This window comes from Novosphingobium colocasiae, from assembly GCF_014652555.1.
In the GTDB taxonomy this organism is placed as follows: Bacteria; Pseudomonadota; Alphaproteobacteria; order Sphingomonadales; family Sphingomonadaceae; genus Novosphingobium; species Novosphingobium colocasiae.
Genome location: NZ_BMZA01000018.1, coordinates 1 through 15,993, shown reverse-complemented (window position 1 = coordinate 15,993; position 15,993 = coordinate 1). Strand labels below are relative to the sequence as shown.

Genomic DNA, 15,993 nt, shown 5'->3' with positions numbered 1-15,993 from the left:
ACGGCGCAATCCCCCACAAGTTATCGGTCTGGATCAGTAGCGATAGTGGTCCGGCTTGAACGGCCCTTCGACCGGGACGCCGATGTACGATGCCTGGCGGTCCGACAGCTTGGTCAGCTTCACGCCCAGCTTTTCAAGATGCAGCGCGGCGACCTTTTCGTCGAGGTGCTTGGGCAGGACGTAGACGCGGTTGTCATAGTCGTTCGACTTCGTGAACAGTTCGATCTGCGCCAGCACCTGGTTGGTGAAGCTGGACGACATCACGAAGCTGGGGTGGCCGGTGGCGCAGCCCAGGTTCACCAGACGGCCCTTGGCGAGGACCAGGATCTGCTTGCCGTCCGGGAAAGTCACCAGGTCGGTGCCCGGCTTCACTTCGTGCCACTGATAGTTGGACAGTGCCGCGATCTGGATTTCGCTGTCGAAGTGGCCGATGTTGCAGACGATCGCCTTGTCCTTCATCGCCTCCATGTGCGCGCCGGTGATGACGCCTTCGTTGCCGGTGGCGGTAACGAAGATGTCGCAGCGGGTCACCGCTTCTTCCATGGTGACCACTTCGTAGCCCTCCATGGCGGCCTGCAGCGCGCAGATCGGATCGACTTCGGTCACCATCACCCGCGCGCCGCCCTGGCGCAGCGAAGCGGCGGAGCCCTTGCCGACATCGCCGAAGCCGGCAACGCAGGCAACCTTGCCGGCCAGCATCACGTCGGTGGCGCGGCGGATCGCGTCGACCAGCGATTCCCGGCAGCCATAGAGGTTGTCGAACTTGGACTTGGTGACGCTGTCGTTCACGTTGATCGCCGGGAACGGCAGCTTGCCGTCCTTGGCGATCTGGTACAGCCGGTGAACGCCGGTGGTGGTCTCTTCCGAAACGCCCTTGATCGCGTTGACCGAGCGCGACAGGTATCCCGGCTTGCGCTTCAGGAATTCCTTGAGCGCGCGGACGAATTCGATTTCCTCGGCGTTCGAAGGTTCGAACAGCGCTTCACCGGCTTCGACGCGGGCACCCCACAGCGCGAACATGGTGGCATCGCCACCGTCATCGAGGATCATGTTGGCGGTATGCTCTTCGCCCCAATCGAAGATGGAGCCGACATAGTCCCAATATTCGGCCAGGCTTTCGCCCTTGATCGCATAGACCGGAATGCCCTTGGCGGCGATGGCGGCCGCGGCGTGGTCCTGGGTGGAGAAGATGTTGCAGGTCGCCCAGCGCACTTCCGCGCCCAGCGCCACCAGCGTCTCGATCAGTACGGCGGTCTGGATGGTCATGTGCAGCGAACCGGTGATGCGCGCCCCCTTGAGCGGCTGGCTCGGCCCGAATTCGGCGCGCAGCGCCATCAGGCCCGGCATCTCGGTTTCGGCGATCAGGATTTCGGTGCGGCCATAATCGGCCAGCGAAATATCGGCGATGGCGTAATCGTGCTCAAGCGTGGCGGCGTGGGACATGGGGATGTCAGCTCCTGCGATCGGTCTGGTCCGGGTGTCCGGCATAGGCAGCCGGGGCCGGGCGGCACATCAGGTGCCGCATGCTGGCCGCGTCCCTACCGTTTCCCGCCTTCGATGGCAAATATAAAGAATGCTTTATATGCCCTTCCCGTGCGATGCGGCGACTATCGCCGATACCGCGCATCACAAGGCGTTGCCGGATCGCGTGCAGCGCCTATATCAGGGCCCTTGCGTTTCATTTGCATCAGAGAGGACTTTTTCGATGACCATCGCCGTTGGTGACAAGCTGCCTGACGTCAAGCTGGTGAAAGCCGGCGCAAACGGCCCCGAGCCGGTTCAGTCGTCCGAATATTTCGCCGGCAAGAAGGTGGCGCTGTTCTCGGTTCCGGGTGCCTTCACCCCCACTTGCTCGGCAAAGCACCTGCCCGGGTTCGTCGAGAAGGCCGGTGATCTCAAGTCCAAGGGCGTGGACGAGATCGTCGCCACCGCCGTCAACGACGCTTTCGTGATGGGCGCGTGGAACAAGGCTTCGGGATCGGACGACATCACCATGCTGGCCGACGGCAACGCCGAATTCGCCGGGGCTCTGGGGCTGACCATGGACGGCAGCGGCTTCGGCATGGGCCAGCGCGGCCAGCGCTTCTCGATGGTCGTCAACGACGGCGTCGTCGAACAGCTCAACGTCGAAGCGCCGGGCACTTTCGAAGTCAGCTCGGCTGACTACATGCTCGGCCAGCTCTGAGCCGAACCGCCTTACGGCAAACGGGCTTACCGCTCTCTCCCCTTCAGGGGAGAGATACGAAGGCTTGCGAGCTTGCTCGCTAGCCGCAGTTGAGAGGGGATTCGGCCCGCCCCCTCTCCCAACCCTCTCCCCTGAATGGGAGAGGGCTATTGGGCTTCAGGGCACCACCCTCACAAACGCCGCGACCTGATCGTCGGCATAGACCGGTCGCCAGCGGGTGGCGGCAGCATCCAGTTGCGCGACAAGGCCGGGATTGAGCGCCTTGCTGACAAGGAACCCGGCAGGCGCATACATCCGCTCCACCTCGGCCAGCCCCAGACGGCCGTGCTGGATGGCGCGGAAGCGGTCCCACTCCGCGCTCGTATAACGCCAGAAACGACCATCGTAAGCCACCCGCCATCCGGGAGCACCGGCGTGGATCAGCGGCCCGCCGTAATTGTCGGTGAACAGCGTCCCCGCAACATGCGCGCGTTTCAGCGCGGCGATCGCCCGCTGCGGGATCTGGTCGGCAAACGGTGACGGCAGCGCAGCCTGTGCGAGTGCCACCGCAATGACCCCGAGCCCGATCGTGCCTGCGGGACTCACCCGCGACGACGATGCGACGGGGCCCGGTACCGCGCGTGCGATCGGCGCGACGAGCGCGACCGCCCAGAACACCGCGAAACGGATCGCCAGCAGCGTCATTGCCCCCAGCACCAGCGCCACCATGACTTCGCCCGCATCAAGCCGGGCACGACCGCGCACCAAAAGGACGGCAGCAGCAATCCCTGCGACCACCACCAGAGGCGCGAACTGGGCATTGAGCGGCGACCACAGCGGCAGCCACTCGGCAACGCCGATGCCGCGCGCCTCTGCCGCGTTGCGGGCCGAAATCGCCAGCAGCGACGCGCCGTCGGGCGTTGCGAACACGGCAAGGAGCGCCAGCACCGCCAGCGCGCTGGGGGCAAGCGGCAGCGGGGCCCGGCGATCGCGCAGCCAGGCCAGCCAGCCCGGCAGCACCATCGCCGCCATGGCGATGGCCGCGATCGACACCGACGGGTGCAGGTTCTGCCACAACACCAGCACGATCGCGCCCGGCACCAGTGTGCGGCGCAGCGGCCAGTCCATCCGCACCAGCGCCAGCAGCGCGCCGAACGCCAGCACCGCGAAGCTTTGCGGGCGCACGCTGGAAAAGGCGTGCGCGGCAATGAAAGCGATGGCGAGCCCGGCGCACAGCCCCGGTGCGCAAGCCCCGCGCCGCCGCGCCGCCAGCGCGACGATCCACAGCCCGCCCAGCCACGCCAGCGCATCGAGCAACCGCAGGCCGGTCCAGCCGAACGCTTCGAACACCGTCGCCATGATGATCTGCGCCAGCCAGGACAATGCCGGCAAAGCCTCGCCCAGATGCGGGGCGGAGAACGGCTCGCGGGTCAGCAGGCCGCCGTGCTCCAGCGTCATCTGGCCCAGCCGCAATTGCCAGAACAGATCGAAATCCCAGATCGGCCGCAGCATCAGCACGCCCAGCATCACCGCCGGCAGCACTGTCAGCGGCCAGTGGATCGCCGCGCGCGGGTGGGCTTCGCCCGCTGCCGCGCGATCGGATCGGAGTGGGTCGGCCGCCATGTCCATGGTGCCGCAACCCTGCCCCAACATGCTTAATTTTCAGTGAGGACCGGCCGGCATGCGGCTGTTTCAGTAGCCCATCAGGCTCAGCACTTCCTTGCGGCTGCGCTCGTCCTGCAAGAACGTGCCCATCATCCGGCTGGTTATCATCCCCACCCCCGGCGTGCGCACCCCGCGCGCGGTCATGCAGGCGTGGTTTGCCTCGATCACCACCGCGACCCCATGCGGCTTGAGGTTGTCCCAGATGCACTGCGCCACTTCGGCGGTCAGCCGCTCCTGGATCTGCAGCCGGCGGGCATAGCCGTGCAGCACGCGCGCCAGCTTGGAGATGCCGACGACATGGTTGCGCGGCAGGTAAGCGATGGCCGCCTTGCCGATGATCGGGGCCATGTGGTGTTCGCAATGCGACTGGAACGGAATGTCCTTGAGCAGGACGACCTCGTCATAGCCGCCCACTTCCTCGAAAATGCGCGACAGGTGGATGGCCGGATCGTCGGCATAGCCCTGGCAATATTCCTTCCACGCCCGCGCCACCCGGCGCGGGGTATCTATCAGCCCTTCCCGCTCCGGATCGTCCCCGGCCCAGCGGATCAGCGTGCGGATGGCGTCCTGCACATCGTCGGGAACCGCGATCTTGCCGGGCTCGGCGGCGCTCGGGATGCCCTGCGGGCTGGTCATCGGGCGATCCTCTTCCTCAAGTTCTGCATCAGCCGCACGCGGACAAGTTGCCCGTCGCGGCGGAACAGCCCGCGCTTGTCGATCGGCTCGAAGATTTCCTCGGGCCGTTCGGGATCAAGCACGCCGCTGCTGCCGACGGCTCTTTCAGCTTCGGAGATATCTTTCAAGGCCAAAGGCGCGAGGTGCTTGGGATTGGGCGGCGCGGGTTCATTCAGCGCATCGATCATCGCCGCCATCGACCCGTGCCGTTCCAGCCCCTCCACCACCCGTTCCACCGGCACCCCGCAATGCTCCGCCAGCAACTGGTGGCGCAGCGCCGTGATCGCTGGGCCGACGTGGGCATTGGCCGGACGCGCGGCGTCGATGAACACGTCGCACTCGCTGTCGAGCCCCATCGAGCGGTTGTTCATGTTCGCCGATCCGACCCGCAGGATCGCGTCATCGACGATCATCAGCTTGGCGTGGACATAGATCGGCGTGCCGTCCGCCGCGAAGGGAGTGAAGATGCGGAAGCGCCCCTCCGGATCGGCCGCCGCCAGGGTGCGCACCAATTCCACGCGCGCGGTATCCATCGCTACCTGTTCCAGCCAGCCATCGGCCTCCAGCGGGTTAATGATGCAGAATTCCGGGCAATCGGGCTGTTCCAGCCGCTCCAGGATCGCCTCGGCGATGCGACGCGAGGCGAAATACTGCGTCTCGACATAGACGAACCGGCGCGCCCGGCGGATCTGATCGACGAACAGGTCCTCGATCTCGGACACTTGCGGGCAATCGCGATAGGCGGCGCGGGTGCGGGCGATGCCGATCTCGACGTTTTCGAACTGGGCTTCCAGTTCATCAGGCCACGGCGTCTGCTGCTGCGGCGCGCACGGGGGCAGTTCGCTGCCGCCGGCTACCTCCCACCGATCACGGCCCAACTCGCCCAGCACGGCGGCGATCTCGCCTTCCATCACCATCGTCAGATCGTGCCACGGGCCATAGAGCCCGCCGGTACCCGGCAGCTTGCGGCGCGGATCGCCGGGCAGGTGTTCAGGGGTATCCCAGCGATCCGAAGTCATGTCGATACCGCCGCAGGCGGCGAACACGTCGTCAATCACGACGATTTTCTGATGGTGGCTGCAGCCGATCGGATGCGCGGCATCGAACTTGAAATCGATCCGCGAGCGCAGCGCCCAGCGGATCAGATCGACCACCATCGTCCCGCGCGTCAGCGACTTGAACAGCGAGAAGTTCCACTTGAGCAGGAGCACTTCCAGCCGCCGGTTGTGCCGCACCAGCCAGACGATGAACGAACCCAGCCGCGCCGGGAAACGGCCCTTGCGCGGCAATTGCCACCAGCGCCGGCCGGAGGACAGCAGGATGCGGGAATCGAAATCCCAGCCGATCATGAAAATCCGCTGGCGCGCCTCGACCATCGCCTGGCGCATCACATCGAAGTAATCGGCGGCATCGACCACCACTCGCGCACGCCGTGCCATGGCATAGCGCCATACCGTATGCTCGGGTGCCCCGCCCCGTGGGCGGTCCGGTTCGCCGCTGTCGTTTTCCCCCGCCTGCATTATCCCGTCCCGTGCTACCCTATGCGCCGTTCAAGTCGCCGATCGCGCAGTTGTTCCGCTGCCGCGCGCCACGGCCTGTCGCGCACAGGGCGTCAGTCGGCGCATAATCGGCCTCGTGTTCATCCGCTGTTCTGCCTGCGGGCGCAACCTTTGCCCATCTGATGCCCTTATCACCTGGCGCCTCGGCGCTTGGCATCGCGCCGGCTCACCGCGTCGTTGCGGCTAGGCCGGCCTGCCCCGGATCTGATGTCCGGGATCATCCGTTCGGTTTGTGCGACCTGCCGGTCGTCGCCGACACGCCCGTTTCCGGCGCTCGAAAGAAGCGCCGCACAGTAGAGGAGTTTGGAATGAAAGCATCCCTCATCGCCGCCGCGATCGCAGCCGTGGCCCTGCCCTCCGGCGTCGCCATGGCGCAGGGCACCACCGCTGGTGCCGTCGCCCCGACGGTGGGTGCCAAGGTCTATGGCCCCCAGGGTGACGAAGTCGGGACGGTAGAAGCCGTCCAGGACGGCGTAGTCGTCGTCAACACCGGCACCGCCAAAGGCGGCATCCCGATCGCCTCGTTCGCGATGCGCGCCAAGGGCCTGACCATCGGTTACACCAAGGCCCAGCTCGAAACCGCGCTGGGTGCCGCTGCCGCAGATTCCGGGGCAAAGCTCGATGCGGCGCTGGTTGCCGATGCCTCGGTGAAGAGTGCAGACGACGTGGTGCTCGGCACCGTCAGCAAGCGCGAGGGTGACGACGTGACCCTGGCCTTGTCCGAAGGCGGCATGGTTCAGCTCAAGAAGCAGTCGTTCGGTCTCGATGCCACCGGCGGCCTGAAGATCGGCATGACGGCCGCTGCGCTCAAGTCGGCCATGACCGCTGCCGCTCCCGCAACCCCGGCCACGCCCGCAACACCGGGGGCTCCCGCCACGGCTGCGGCGGAGGCCACGGGCCCATCGGCAGAATAACTCCGATCCCCGTGCGCTCGAAAGGCGCACGGCCGGGTCAAAAATCGGAAGGGCGCGGCGCAATGCCGCGCCCTTGTCGTTTCATAAAACGCGGTGAAGCGCTGCATCGGGGTTGCACAGCCGCCCTGTCCTGGCCGATAGGGGCCTTGTCTGTATCGCCGCGCCGCATTTGCGGGGAGCGATTATCCCGCATCAGGACCGCCGACTGCGTGTTGTTTTCCGAGAACCTTCGACGCACCGCCATGGCCTTGCTGGGCACAAGACCGGAACCGGGCTCCGGCTTCTCGCAATCGCTGGATCAGGCGCGCAGGCGGTTGGCCACGCTGTCCGGGGCAATTGCCCTCGGCATCGTCGCGATCCTCTTCGCGTGGCTCGGCGACGAAGCGCAGCGCGGGTTCGCGCGCATCGTGGCGTGGATGCCCCTGGCTCCGCTGCTGCTGACCCCGCTGACCTTCGCGGCGGTGGTCTGGATGACGCGGCGGTTCGTGCCCGAAGCGCGCGGCTCGGGCATCCCCCAGGTCATCGCGGCCGGGGCGCACCCCGAACTGGCGCGAACGCGGCTGCTGTCATTGCCGGTCGCTCTCGCCAAGCTGGCGATGACCGCGATCATGCTGCTGGCCGGCGCATCGGTGGGCCGCGAAGGACCCACGGTCCAGGTCAGCGCGGCGATCATGGTCGCCTGCCACCGCGTGCTGCGGGTGCCTATCGGTGCAGGCGTCCTGATCGCCGGCGGCGCGGCCGGGGTCGCCGCGGCGTTCAACACCCCACTCGCCGGGGTTGCCTTTGCGATAGAGGAACTGGCGTCGGCATTCGAACAGCGGGTGGCGATGCTGGTCATGGCTGCGGTCGTCGTCTCCGGCCTTGTCAGCCTCGGCTATTCGGGGGATTACATCTATTTCGGGGTCATGCGCGAAACGCTGCCGGTCAGTTCGGTGCTGCTGATCGCGCCGCTGGCAGGGATTATGGGCGGCGTGCTCGGCGGGCTCTTTTCCCGGATGTTGCTGGGCTTTGCCGGCAGTAGCCACCCGCTCATCCAGGTGTTTCGCGCCCATCCGGTGCGCGCCGCGCTGGTCTGCGGCGTGATCGTGGCAGTAACCGGGCTTGTATCCGGCGGCGCGACCTGGGGCACCGGATACGAAACCACGCGCGGCATGATCGAAGGGCAGACCGATGCGCCGCTCTATTTCGGGCCCGCCAAGTTCCTGGTTATGGTAGCGACGGCGATTTCCGGCGCGCCCGGCGGCATCTTCGCGCCATCGCTGTCCGTGGGTGCCGGGTTCGGGCGGCTGCTCAGCCTGCTGTTCCCGCAAGATCCGTTCCCCGCCATCGTCCTGCTGGGGATGACCGGGTATTTCGTCGGCGTGGTCCGCGCGCCGTTGACCGCTGTCATCATCCTGATGGAAACCACCGCCAGCCGGGGGATGATCCTGCCCCTGTTCCTGACCGCGATCATCGCCGACGGGGCCAGCACGCTCGTCTGCCGGCACAAGCTCTACCACGGGCTCTCCGCCCCGTTTCGCGCGGGCAAGGCGGCTAACGCCTAGGGACCTGACGCCTAACCCGGCCGCGATACCGCCCGCAGCCCGGCAAGCACGTATGCCGCCAGGTGATCGACCACCGCCGCAGGCGAAAGCTGCGCCCACGGGCTCAATTCCTGCCCGAACGACCGGCGCAGCACCAGCATCGCCCCGAATGGCGCGGCGCTGGCAATCGCATTGAGAACCAGTTGCGGGTCGCCCTGGCGATAGCCGGTAAGCTCGGCGAAGAGCTTGACGGCGATACCGAATTTCTGGGCGATCAGCGGCCGCAGAACCGCGAAATGGCTGGTGGGGCCCATGATCTCGCGCGCCAGCACGTGCACGATCCACCAGTCTTCGCCCATGGCACGGGCAACCGCCATGTCGATCAGCCGGCGCAGGCGCGCTTCAGGCGGCGCGGCGGCGTTGACGATCGCCTCCAGTTCCTCGACCGTGACAAGCCGTGTGTGCGCTTCGACCAGGAGCATGCGATAAAGCTGATCGCGGCTGCCGAAGTGATAGTTGATCGAAGCGACATCGACCCCGGCCCGCGCGGCGATGGCCCGGCCCGTCACTTGTGCAAAGCCCTGTTCGCCGATCAGTTCGCCCGCCGCTTCCAGAATGCGCTGTCGGGTGGCCGCGCCATCCGCACGCCTCCCGCGCGGTGAGGCATCTGCGCCGCCATCCTGCGTCGTTTCGGTAATGCTACTGCGGTTCATGGGGCTGGACTTTAAATTAAATTAAATTTAGTGTCCAGTCCGTTCAAGAGCACCACCCCCGCCCTCCCCCTTTGCCAGGGACATGCCTGACATGAAGAAAATCCTGCCGATTGCGCTGGTCGCGGCCGTGGCGATCGTGGCCGCGTGGTTCATCTTGGGCGGCGGCAAGGACGCCGACTCGACCGAACTGACCCTGCACGGCAACGTCGATATCCGCGAGGTCTCGCTGGCCTTCGAAGGCTCGGGCCGGGTGCTGGAAATGCGCGCCGAGGAAGGCGATCGGGTGCGGGCCGGGCAGATTCTCGCCGTGCTCGACACCACCGACATGGCGCTGCAGGCGAAACAGGCCGGCGCGCAGATCGCCGTTGCCCGGCAGAACCTCGCCAAGCTGCGCAACGGCACCCGCCCGGAAGACCTCGCGCAGGCGCAGGACCGGTTGACGGCCGCCGAGGCGGAAGCCGCCCGCGCCGGGGCCGATTTCACCCGCCTGAAATCCATCTCCGGCGCAACCGACGGACGCGGGGTCAGCCAGCGCGAGCTGGATCAGGCGCGCGCCGCCGCCCAGGCCGCATCGGCACAGGCGGGCGTCGCGCGCGAGGCGCTGCGATCGGCACGCAACGGCGCGCGCAAGGAAGATGTCGCCGCCGCCGCCGCGCAAGTCGATGCCGCCGATGCCCAGCAGGGCCTGCTTAACCACCGCATTGCGCAAGGCACCCTGCGCGCGCCGGTCGACGGCGTGGTGCGGGCCCGGCTGATCGAGCCGGGCGACATGGCATCGCCCCAGCGCCCCGCCTATGGCATCGCCCTCACCCACCCCAAATGGGTGCGCGTCTATGTCGGCGAGGCCGACCTTGGCCGCGTGCGGCAAGGCATCGGCGCGCAGGTGGTGAGCGACAGCCGCCCCGATCGCCCGGTCAAAGGGCGGGTCGGCTACATCGCCTCGGTCGCTGAATTCACCCCCAAGTCGGTGGAGACCGAAGACCTGCGCACCAGCCTAGTCTATGAAGTGCGGGTGATCGTCGAGGACCCGCAGGATGCGCTGCGCCTCGGCCAGCCGGTCACCGTCCGGCTCGCGACCGGGGCTGCCCGGTGACATCGCCGTCCGCCACCGTCATCGTCGAAGGCCTGACCCGGCTGTTCGACGGGCCGGATGGCAAGCCCTTCCGCGCGCTCGACGCGGTGGACCTGACCGTGCGCGCGGGCACCCTGACCGCGCTGGTCGGGCCGGACGGGGCGGGCAAGACCACGCTGATGCGCTGCCTGACCGGCCTGCTGCGCCCGGACGAGGGATCGGTGCGGGTGCTGGGCCACGATGCCCTGCGCGAACCCCAGGCGATCCAGGACCGGATCAGCTACATGCCCCAGCGCTTCGGCCTTTACGAAGACCTGACGGTGCAGGAAAACCTCGATCTTTACGCCGATCTGCACGGCGTGCCGCAGGATGTGCGGCGTGACCGGATCGGGCGCATGCTGGACCTGACCGACATGGCGCGATTCACGGCGCGACCGGCAGGCAAGCTTTCGGGCGGGATGAAGCAGAAGCTGGGCCTGGCCTGCACGCTGGTGCGATCGCCCGATCTGCTGCTGCTGGACGAGCCGAGCGTGGGGGTGGACCCGATCTCGCGCCGCGATCTGTGGGCGATCCTGGCCGACCTGATCGCGCACGACAATCTCTCGGTCATTGTCTCCACCGCCTACATGGACGAGGCGGAGCGCTGTGATGACGTTTTCGTGCTGAACGGCGGGCGGGTGCTGGCGCAGGGCACGCCGGCCGAACTGACCCGCCAGGCGCAAGGGCTGACCTATACCGCCACCCCGCCGCCGGGAACCCCGGCCCGGTTCCTGCAGGCGCGGCTGATTGATGCGCCCGAGCGGATCATCGATGCCGTGCCGCGCGGGGGCGATGTCTGGTTCGTGCGCCAGCCCGAAGCGCCGGAAGCCGAATTGGGCGCACTGCTGGGGGATGCTGCGTGGCACCCCCGGTCCGAGGCGCTGGAAGATGCCTTCATGCTGCTGCTGCGCCAGGACCAGCGCACGCCCCACCCTGCTCCGGTCGAGGCCGAGGCGCTCGCCCCCACCGGAAATTCGGGCCAGACCGATGATGCGCCCGAGATCCGCGTGCGCGATCTGGTGCGCCGCTTCGGCGATTTCACCGCCGTCGCCAGCACCTCGTTCGATGTCCGGCGCGGCGAGATATTCGGCCTGCTCGGCCCCAACGGCGCGGGCAAGACCACCACGTTCCGGATGCTGTGCGGCCTGCTGCCCGCCACCAGCGGCACGCTGGAAGTGGCCGGGCACAACTTGCGCACCGGCCGCGCCCGCGCCCGCAGCGCGATCGGCTATGTCGCCCAGAAGTTCGCGCTCTACGAGAACCTGACCGTGCGCGAGAACCTCGAATTCTTCGCCGGTGCCTATGGCCTCGGCTTCCTGGAGACCCGCCGCCGGGTGCGCGCGGTGATGGCCCAGTTCGAACTGGAGCCGGGGCTGCTCGCGCGCACCCTGCCGCTGGGCTACAAGCAACGGCTGGCAATGGCGGCGGGGCTGATCCACAGCCCGCCGATCCTGTTCCTGGATGAACCGACCAGCGGCATCGACCCGCTGGCCCGCCGCGCCTTCTGGCGATCGATCACATCGCTGGCGCGCGCCGGGGTTACCGTGATCGTCACCACCCACTTCATGGAAGAAGCCGAATACTGCGATCGCATCGCGATCCAGGATGCCGGCAGAATGCTGATCGTCGGCACCCCGCGCGAAGTGCGCGACGCGGCAGGCGGCGGCGGCGATATCGACATGAACCAGGCTTTCATCGCCATCGTCGAACAGGCGCGGGCGGCCGAAGCGCAGGGCCAGGCGGCGGCATGATGGCCGGGGCCGATACCACGCGCCGGCTGACCGCGCTGATCCGCAAGGAAACCCGCCAGATGCTGCGCGATCGCAGCAACCTGATGGTCGGCCTGCTGCTGCCGATCGTGCTTAACCTGCTGTTCGGTTATGGCCTGTCTTTCGATGTCCGCAATGCGCCGGTCGCGGTGGTGCTGGAGGACCGCTCGCAAATGGCCCGCGAAGTGACCAGCGGCCTCGACGGCTCGCCCTACATCGACGCGATCCACGTCGATGCCATGGCCGATGCCGAACGGCTGGTGCGCGAGCATGAGGCGGTGGCGATCGTGCGCGTCCCCTCCGATTTCAGCCGCCGCGCCGGTGCCGGCAGCGCGGCGGTGCAGGTCATCCTCAACGGATCGGACACCACCACCGCCAATGCGCTGGAAGGCTACATCGCCGGGGCCATCGGCACCGCCATGCAGCACCGCGCCGACCGCGCGCCCGGCACCGGTCGCGGCGGGGCCACGGTGATCCAGCGCATCTGGTTCAACGAGGCGAGCGACAGCACCTGGTACCTCGTGCCCGGCCTGCTGGTCATCGTCATCACCCTCATCGGGGCGCTGCTGACGTCGCTGCTGATCGCGCGCGAGTGGGAACGCGGGACGCTGGAATCGCTGTTCGTGACGCCGGTGCGCCCGCACGAAATCCTCATCGCCAAGCTGCTGCCCTATCTCGTGATCGGCGCGATCGATATCGTCACCTGCCTCGCGGCGGCGCGGTTCCTGTTCCATGTCCCGATCCGGGGCTCGCTGATCGTCATCTTTCTCGCGGCGATGCTATACCTTGCGGTCTCGCTGCTGCTGGGACTGTTCATCTCGGGCAAGGTGCGCAACCAGTTCGAGGCGAGCCAGATTTCACTGCTCGCCTCGTTCATGCCCGCGACCATGCTGTCCGGCTTCGTGTTCGATCTGCGCAACCTGCCCTGGCCGGTGTGGATCGTCAGCCAACTGGTGCCGGCCACCCACTTCATGCCCTTGCTCAAGACGCTGTTCCTGGGCGGCAACAACTGGACTATGCTGGCGCGCGACAGCCTGATCCTGATCGCTTACGGCGCGGTGCTGGGCATCGCCACCACGCGCACCCTCGCCAAACGGCTGGACTGACGCGATGCCCGCATTCCGTCTCTTCTGGCGCCAGATCAGCGCGCTCATCCGCAAGGAGCTGATGGCCCTCATCAAGGACCCTTCGGCTCGCGTGCTGTTGCTGGCCCCGCCGATCATGCAGACCATGCTGTTCGGCTACGCCGCCACCTTCGACATCGCCGACGTGCCCTATGCCGTCGTCGATCTCGATCGCAGCGCCGCATCGGGCGAACTGCTGGCGCGGCTGGACGGGTCGGGGCTGTTCCAGCGCGAGGCGACGCTGGCCAGTCCCAGCCAGATCGCCCCGCTGGTCGATCGCGGCGACGTGCTGCTGGCGATCACCATCCCCCCCGATTTCGCCGCCAAGCTGGAAGCGGGGCAGCCCGCCCCGCTGCAAGTCATTCTGGATGGCCGCAATTCGACCACGGCGGGGATGGCCGGGGCGTACCTGGCCTCGATCGTGAACGGCTTCAACCGCGACAACGCGGGCTCCGGCGCGACCGGGGGCGTCGAGATCGTCCGGCGCGCGTGGTTCAGCCCCAACCTCGAATCGCGGTGGAACATCCTCACTGGCATGGTCGCCGGGCTGGCGATGATCCAGGTGCTGATGGTGGCGGCGCTCTCGGTCTCGCGCGAGCGGGAACAGGGCACGTTCGACCAGTTGCTGGTGACCCCGCTGACCCCGGCGCAGATCCTGATCGGCAAGGCGGTGCCATCGATCCTGGTCGGGCTGATGCAATCAACGCTGGTGATGGCGATCAACACTTTGTGGTTCCATCTGCCGTTCAACGGCTCGCTGGTGCTGTTCTATTTCGGCATGCTCAGCTTCATGACCTCGGCGGTGGGGATCGGCCTTGCGATATCCGCCATAGCGCTGAACATGCAGCAGGCGATGCTGTACACCTTCTTCGTGGTGATGCCGCTGATGCTGCTGTCCGGGCTGATTACCCCGGTCAGCAACATGCCCGAATTCCTCCAGATCGCGACCTATGCCAACCCCTTGCGCTTCGCCATGGACCTCGTCCGCCGAGTGATCCTCGAAGGCGCAGGGCTTTCCGACGTGGCGTGGGACTTCGTACCGCAACTGGGCGTGATGGTGGTGACCCTGCCGCTCGCCGCCTGGCTTTTCCGCCACCGCCTTTCATGATCGACCACGGGACCCCCATCATGGCGCGCATCGCTTCGCCTTCCCCCCCACTATGGCTGGCCGCATCGCTGCTGGCCCTTGCGCTCGCCGGCTGCACCGTCGGGCCGGACTTCAAAGCCCCGGCCCCGGCGGCCCCGCAGGACTGGACGGAGTGGCACAGTGGGGACGCAGCTACCCCGCTCCCGGCGGACCTCGCAACCGACCTCAGGCCCGACTGGTGGCGCAACTTCGGCGATCCGGTGCTGGATGAGCTGGAAACCCGCGCCTTGGCGGGCAGTCCCGATCTGGAAACGGCCGCGCTGCATTTCGCACAGGCGCGGGTGCAACAGGGCGCAGTTTCCTCTCAGGCCCTGCCGCAGGTCAACGCCAGCGCCGGTGCCACCCGCATCCGGCAAAGCGAGAACGGCGCGTCCACCCGCCTGTTCGATGCCATCGCCGGCGGTAATCGCGATGCCCTGGCCAAGTTCCTCAGCGATCCCTTCACGCTCTATCAGGGCGGGTTCGATGCCGGGTGGGAGCCGGACTTGTGGGGCCGCGTCAGCCGCTCGATCGAAGCGGTCGGGGCGCAGACGCAGGGCAAGGCAGCGCTGCTCGATGCGGCGCGTATCAGCATCGTGGGCGATGTGGCGCAGACCTATTTCGAGCTGCGCGAACAGCAACGCCGGATCGCCCTCGCCCGCGATCTGATCGCGACGCTCACCGATCAGACCGCGCTCGTGCGCGCCCGGATGCAGGGCGGCGCGCAGAACGGGATCGACCTCGACCAGCAGAGCGCCACGCTGAAGCAGGCCGAAGCGCAGTTGCCGGCGCTGATCGCTGCCGAAACGGCGGGGCGCAACCGGCTGACGCTGTTGCTCGGCCAGCATCCCGGCGCGCTCGACGATCTGCTCCGCCCCCGACCGGCGGCAGAGCTGGCCCCGCCTGCCCTCGCCCTCGGCGTACCGTCCGACCTAGCCCGCCGCCGTCCGGACATCCGCGCCGCCGAAGCGGGGCTTCACGCCGCGACCGCGCAAGTGGGCGTCGCGGTGGCCGATCTCTATCCGTCGATCCGCATCGGCGGCAGCTTCAGCCTTGAAAGCTTTCGGCAGGCCAGCCTGTTCGACTGGGCCAGCCGCTCATGGGCGATCGGCCCGTCGATCAGCCTGCCGATCTTCGATGGCGGGCGGCGCAAGCGGGTGGTTGAACTGCGCAAGCTGGAACAGCGCGAGGCCGCTGTCGGTTACCAGAAGACCGTCCTCCAGGCCTGGGGAGAAATCGACAGCGCGCTGACCGCCTATGCCGCCGAACGCCAGACCAACGCCAGCCTCAAGGCCCGCGCCGCCGCGACCGGCGATGCCCATGCGCTGGTGCTGGCCCGCAACCGGGCGGGCGCGGTGAGTTCGATCGAGGTCGGGAGCGCGCACGCCGCCTGGCTACAGGCGCAGGCCGATCTGGCGCAAAGCGACGGCCGCCTGGCCCGGCAATATGTCGCGATCAACAAGGCGCTGGGCAACGGCCCGACGACTGCCAACGCGCCCTCACCCTAGTCATCTGGAACTGAAGCAAGTGGCATTGATTTCGTCATCCCGGGCTTGCCCCGGGATCCCGCTTTTCTCCCGTGCGGGCGCGAAAAGAAGCGGGACCCTCTGAGTTCACAAACGAAGTGCAACACCTCAGACAGGTGCTGCC

General features: G+C 67.3%; 13 protein-coding genes and 1 pseudogene. 9 read left to right on the top strand and 5 right to left on the bottom strand.

The genetic code is table 11. The annotated features are described in order from the left end of the window. Nucleotides 1–33 precede the first annotated feature (33 nt). Entirely contained in the window at nucleotides 34–1,443 is a 1,410-nt protein-coding gene (ahcY, locus tag IE122_RS16080; RefSeq protein WP_189622272.1) for an adenosylhomocysteinase, read from the bottom strand. Nucleotides 1,444–1,705: 262 nt separating this feature from the next. Between ahcY and IE122_RS16075 the strand changes: the two genes are divergently transcribed. Continuing rightward, the gene (locus tag IE122_RS16075; RefSeq protein WP_189622271.1) at nucleotides 1,706–2,185 is read left to right on the top strand and encodes a peroxiredoxin; all 480 of its coding nucleotides are present in this window, start codon (nucleotides 1,706–1,708) and stop codon (nucleotides 2,183–2,185) included. 156 nt (nucleotides 2,186–2,341) lie between these two features. Here IE122_RS16075 and IE122_RS16070 read toward each other — a convergent pair whose 3' ends face one another. The 3 genes from IE122_RS16070 to IE122_RS16060 form a co-directional block, all read right to left on the bottom strand. After that, complete coding sequence (locus tag IE122_RS16070) at nucleotides 2,342–3,787, bottom strand: hypothetical protein (protein ID WP_189622270.1); 1,446 nt, start codon at nucleotides 3,785–3,787, stop codon at nucleotides 2,342–2,344. A 69-nt stretch (nucleotides 3,788–3,856) separates the two neighbouring features. Next, on the bottom strand, nucleotides 3,857–4,465 hold the full coding sequence (gene folE / locus IE122_RS16065) for a GTP cyclohydrolase I FolE (RefSeq protein ID WP_189622269.1): 609 nt from the start codon (nucleotides 4,463–4,465) through the stop codon (nucleotides 3,857–3,859). Then, on the bottom strand, nucleotides 4,462–6,024 hold the full coding sequence (locus IE122_RS16060) for a phospholipase D-like domain-containing protein (protein WP_189622268.1): 1,563 nt from the start codon (nucleotides 6,022–6,024) through the stop codon (nucleotides 4,462–4,464). Before IE122_RS16060 ends, folE begins: the two co-directional genes overlap by 4 nt. 347 nt (nucleotides 6,025–6,371) lie before the next feature. Here IE122_RS16060 and IE122_RS16055 point away from each other — a divergent pair, with 347 nt between their 5' ends. Then, nucleotides 6,372–6,977, top strand: coding sequence for a hypothetical protein (locus IE122_RS16055; protein ID WP_189622267.1), 606 nt, complete (start codon nucleotides 6,372–6,374; stop codon nucleotides 6,975–6,977). A gap of 242 nt (nucleotides 6,978–7,219) precedes the next feature. Then, nucleotides 7,220–8,521 carry a chloride channel protein gene (locus IE122_RS16050; RefSeq protein ID WP_189622301.1) on the top strand — a complete coding sequence of 434 codons (1,302 nt, stop codon included), beginning with the start codon at nucleotides 7,220–7,222 and terminating at the stop codon, nucleotides 8,519–8,521. A gap of 11 nt (nucleotides 8,522–8,532) precedes the next feature. Here the strand turns inward: IE122_RS16050 and IE122_RS16045 are convergent, their stop codons facing one another. Next, on the bottom strand, nucleotides 8,533–9,213 hold the full coding sequence (locus IE122_RS16045) for a TetR/AcrR family transcriptional regulator (protein WP_189622266.1): 681 nt from the start codon (nucleotides 9,211–9,213) through the stop codon (nucleotides 8,533–8,535). Nucleotides 9,214–9,295: 82 nt separating this feature from the next. Here IE122_RS16045 and IE122_RS16040 point away from each other — a divergent pair, with 82 nt between their 5' ends. From IE122_RS16040 to IE122_RS16020, 6 genes and pseudogenes are all read left to right on the top strand, one after another. Further along, nucleotides 9,296–10,306 carry an HlyD family secretion protein gene (locus IE122_RS16040; protein ID WP_229814292.1) on the top strand — a complete coding sequence of 337 codons (1,011 nt, stop codon included), beginning with the start codon at nucleotides 9,296–9,298 and terminating at the stop codon, nucleotides 10,304–10,306. A gap of 83 nt (nucleotides 10,307–10,389) precedes the next feature. Next, a pseudogene (locus IE122_RS18640) lies at nucleotides 10,390–10,803 on the top strand (ABC transporter ATP-binding protein); the annotation flags it as partial. Nucleotides 10,804–10,911: 108 nt separating this feature from the next. Then, on the top strand, nucleotides 10,912–12,075 hold the full coding sequence (locus IE122_RS16035; RefSeq protein ID WP_444544223.1) for an ABC transporter ATP-binding protein: 1,164 nt from the start codon (nucleotides 10,912–10,914) through the stop codon (nucleotides 12,073–12,075). Then, on the top strand, nucleotides 12,072–13,199 hold the full coding sequence (locus IE122_RS16030) for an ABC transporter permease (protein ID WP_229814290.1): 1,128 nt from the start codon (nucleotides 12,072–12,074) through the stop codon (nucleotides 13,197–13,199). Before IE122_RS16035 ends, IE122_RS16030 begins: the two co-directional genes overlap by 4 nt. 4 nt (nucleotides 13,200–13,203) lie before the next feature. Further along, nucleotides 13,204–14,325, top strand: a complete 1,122-nt coding sequence (locus IE122_RS16025) for an ABC transporter permease (protein ID WP_189622264.1) — start codon at nucleotides 13,204–13,206, stop codon at nucleotides 14,323–14,325. After that, complete coding sequence (locus IE122_RS16020; RefSeq protein WP_229814287.1) at nucleotides 14,322–15,851, top strand: efflux transporter outer membrane subunit; 1,530 nt, start codon at nucleotides 14,322–14,324, stop codon at nucleotides 15,849–15,851. The genes IE122_RS16025 and IE122_RS16020 overlap by 4 nt, the downstream gene beginning before the upstream one ends. Nucleotides 15,852–15,993 lie beyond the last annotated feature (142 nt).

What these genes read in the sequence shown, in the direction of transcription:
- IE122_RS16075 (WP_189622271.1), top strand. Translation starts at nt 1,706, where the DNA reads ATGACCATCGCCGTTGGTGACAAGCTGCCTGACGTCAAGCTGGTGAAA.
- IE122_RS16045 (WP_189622266.1), bottom strand. Translation starts at nt 9,213, where the DNA reads ATGAACCGCAGTAGCATTACCGAAACGACGCAGGATGGCGGCGCAGAT.
- IE122_RS16035 (WP_444544223.1), top strand. Translation starts at nt 10,912, where the DNA reads ATGGACGAGGCGGAGCGCTGTGATGACGTTTTCGTGCTGAACGGCGGG.
- IE122_RS16025 (WP_189622264.1), top strand. Translation starts at nt 13,204, where the DNA reads ATGCCCGCATTCCGTCTCTTCTGGCGCCAGATCAGCGCGCTCATCCGC.
- IE122_RS16040 (WP_229814292.1), top strand. Translation starts at nt 9,296, where the DNA reads ATGCCTGACATGAAGAAAATCCTGCCGATTGCGCTGGTCGCGGCCGTG.
- IE122_RS16070 (WP_189622270.1), bottom strand. Translation starts at nt 3,787, where the DNA reads ATGGCGGCCGACCCACTCCGATCCGATCGCGCGGCAGCGGGCGAAGCC.
- IE122_RS16030 (WP_229814290.1), top strand. Translation starts at nt 12,072, where the DNA reads ATGATGGCCGGGGCCGATACCACGCGCCGGCTGACCGCGCTGATCCGC.
- IE122_RS16060 (WP_189622268.1), bottom strand. Translation starts at nt 6,024, where the DNA reads ATGCAGGCGGGGGAAAACGACAGCGGCGAACCGGACCGCCCACGGGGC.
- folE (WP_189622269.1), bottom strand. Translation starts at nt 4,465, where the DNA reads ATGACCAGCCCGCAGGGCATCCCGAGCGCCGCCGAGCCCGGCAAGATC.
- IE122_RS16050 (WP_189622301.1), top strand. Translation starts at nt 7,220, where the DNA reads ATGGCCTTGCTGGGCACAAGACCGGAACCGGGCTCCGGCTTCTCGCAA.
- ahcY (WP_189622272.1), bottom strand. Translation starts at nt 1,443, where the DNA reads ATGTCCCACGCCGCCACGCTTGAGCACGATTACGCCATCGCCGATATT.
- IE122_RS16055 (WP_189622267.1), top strand. Translation starts at nt 6,372, where the DNA reads ATGAAAGCATCCCTCATCGCCGCCGCGATCGCAGCCGTGGCCCTGCCC.
- IE122_RS16020 (WP_229814287.1), top strand. Translation starts at nt 14,322, where the DNA reads ATGATCGACCACGGGACCCCCATCATGGCGCGCATCGCTTCGCCTTCC.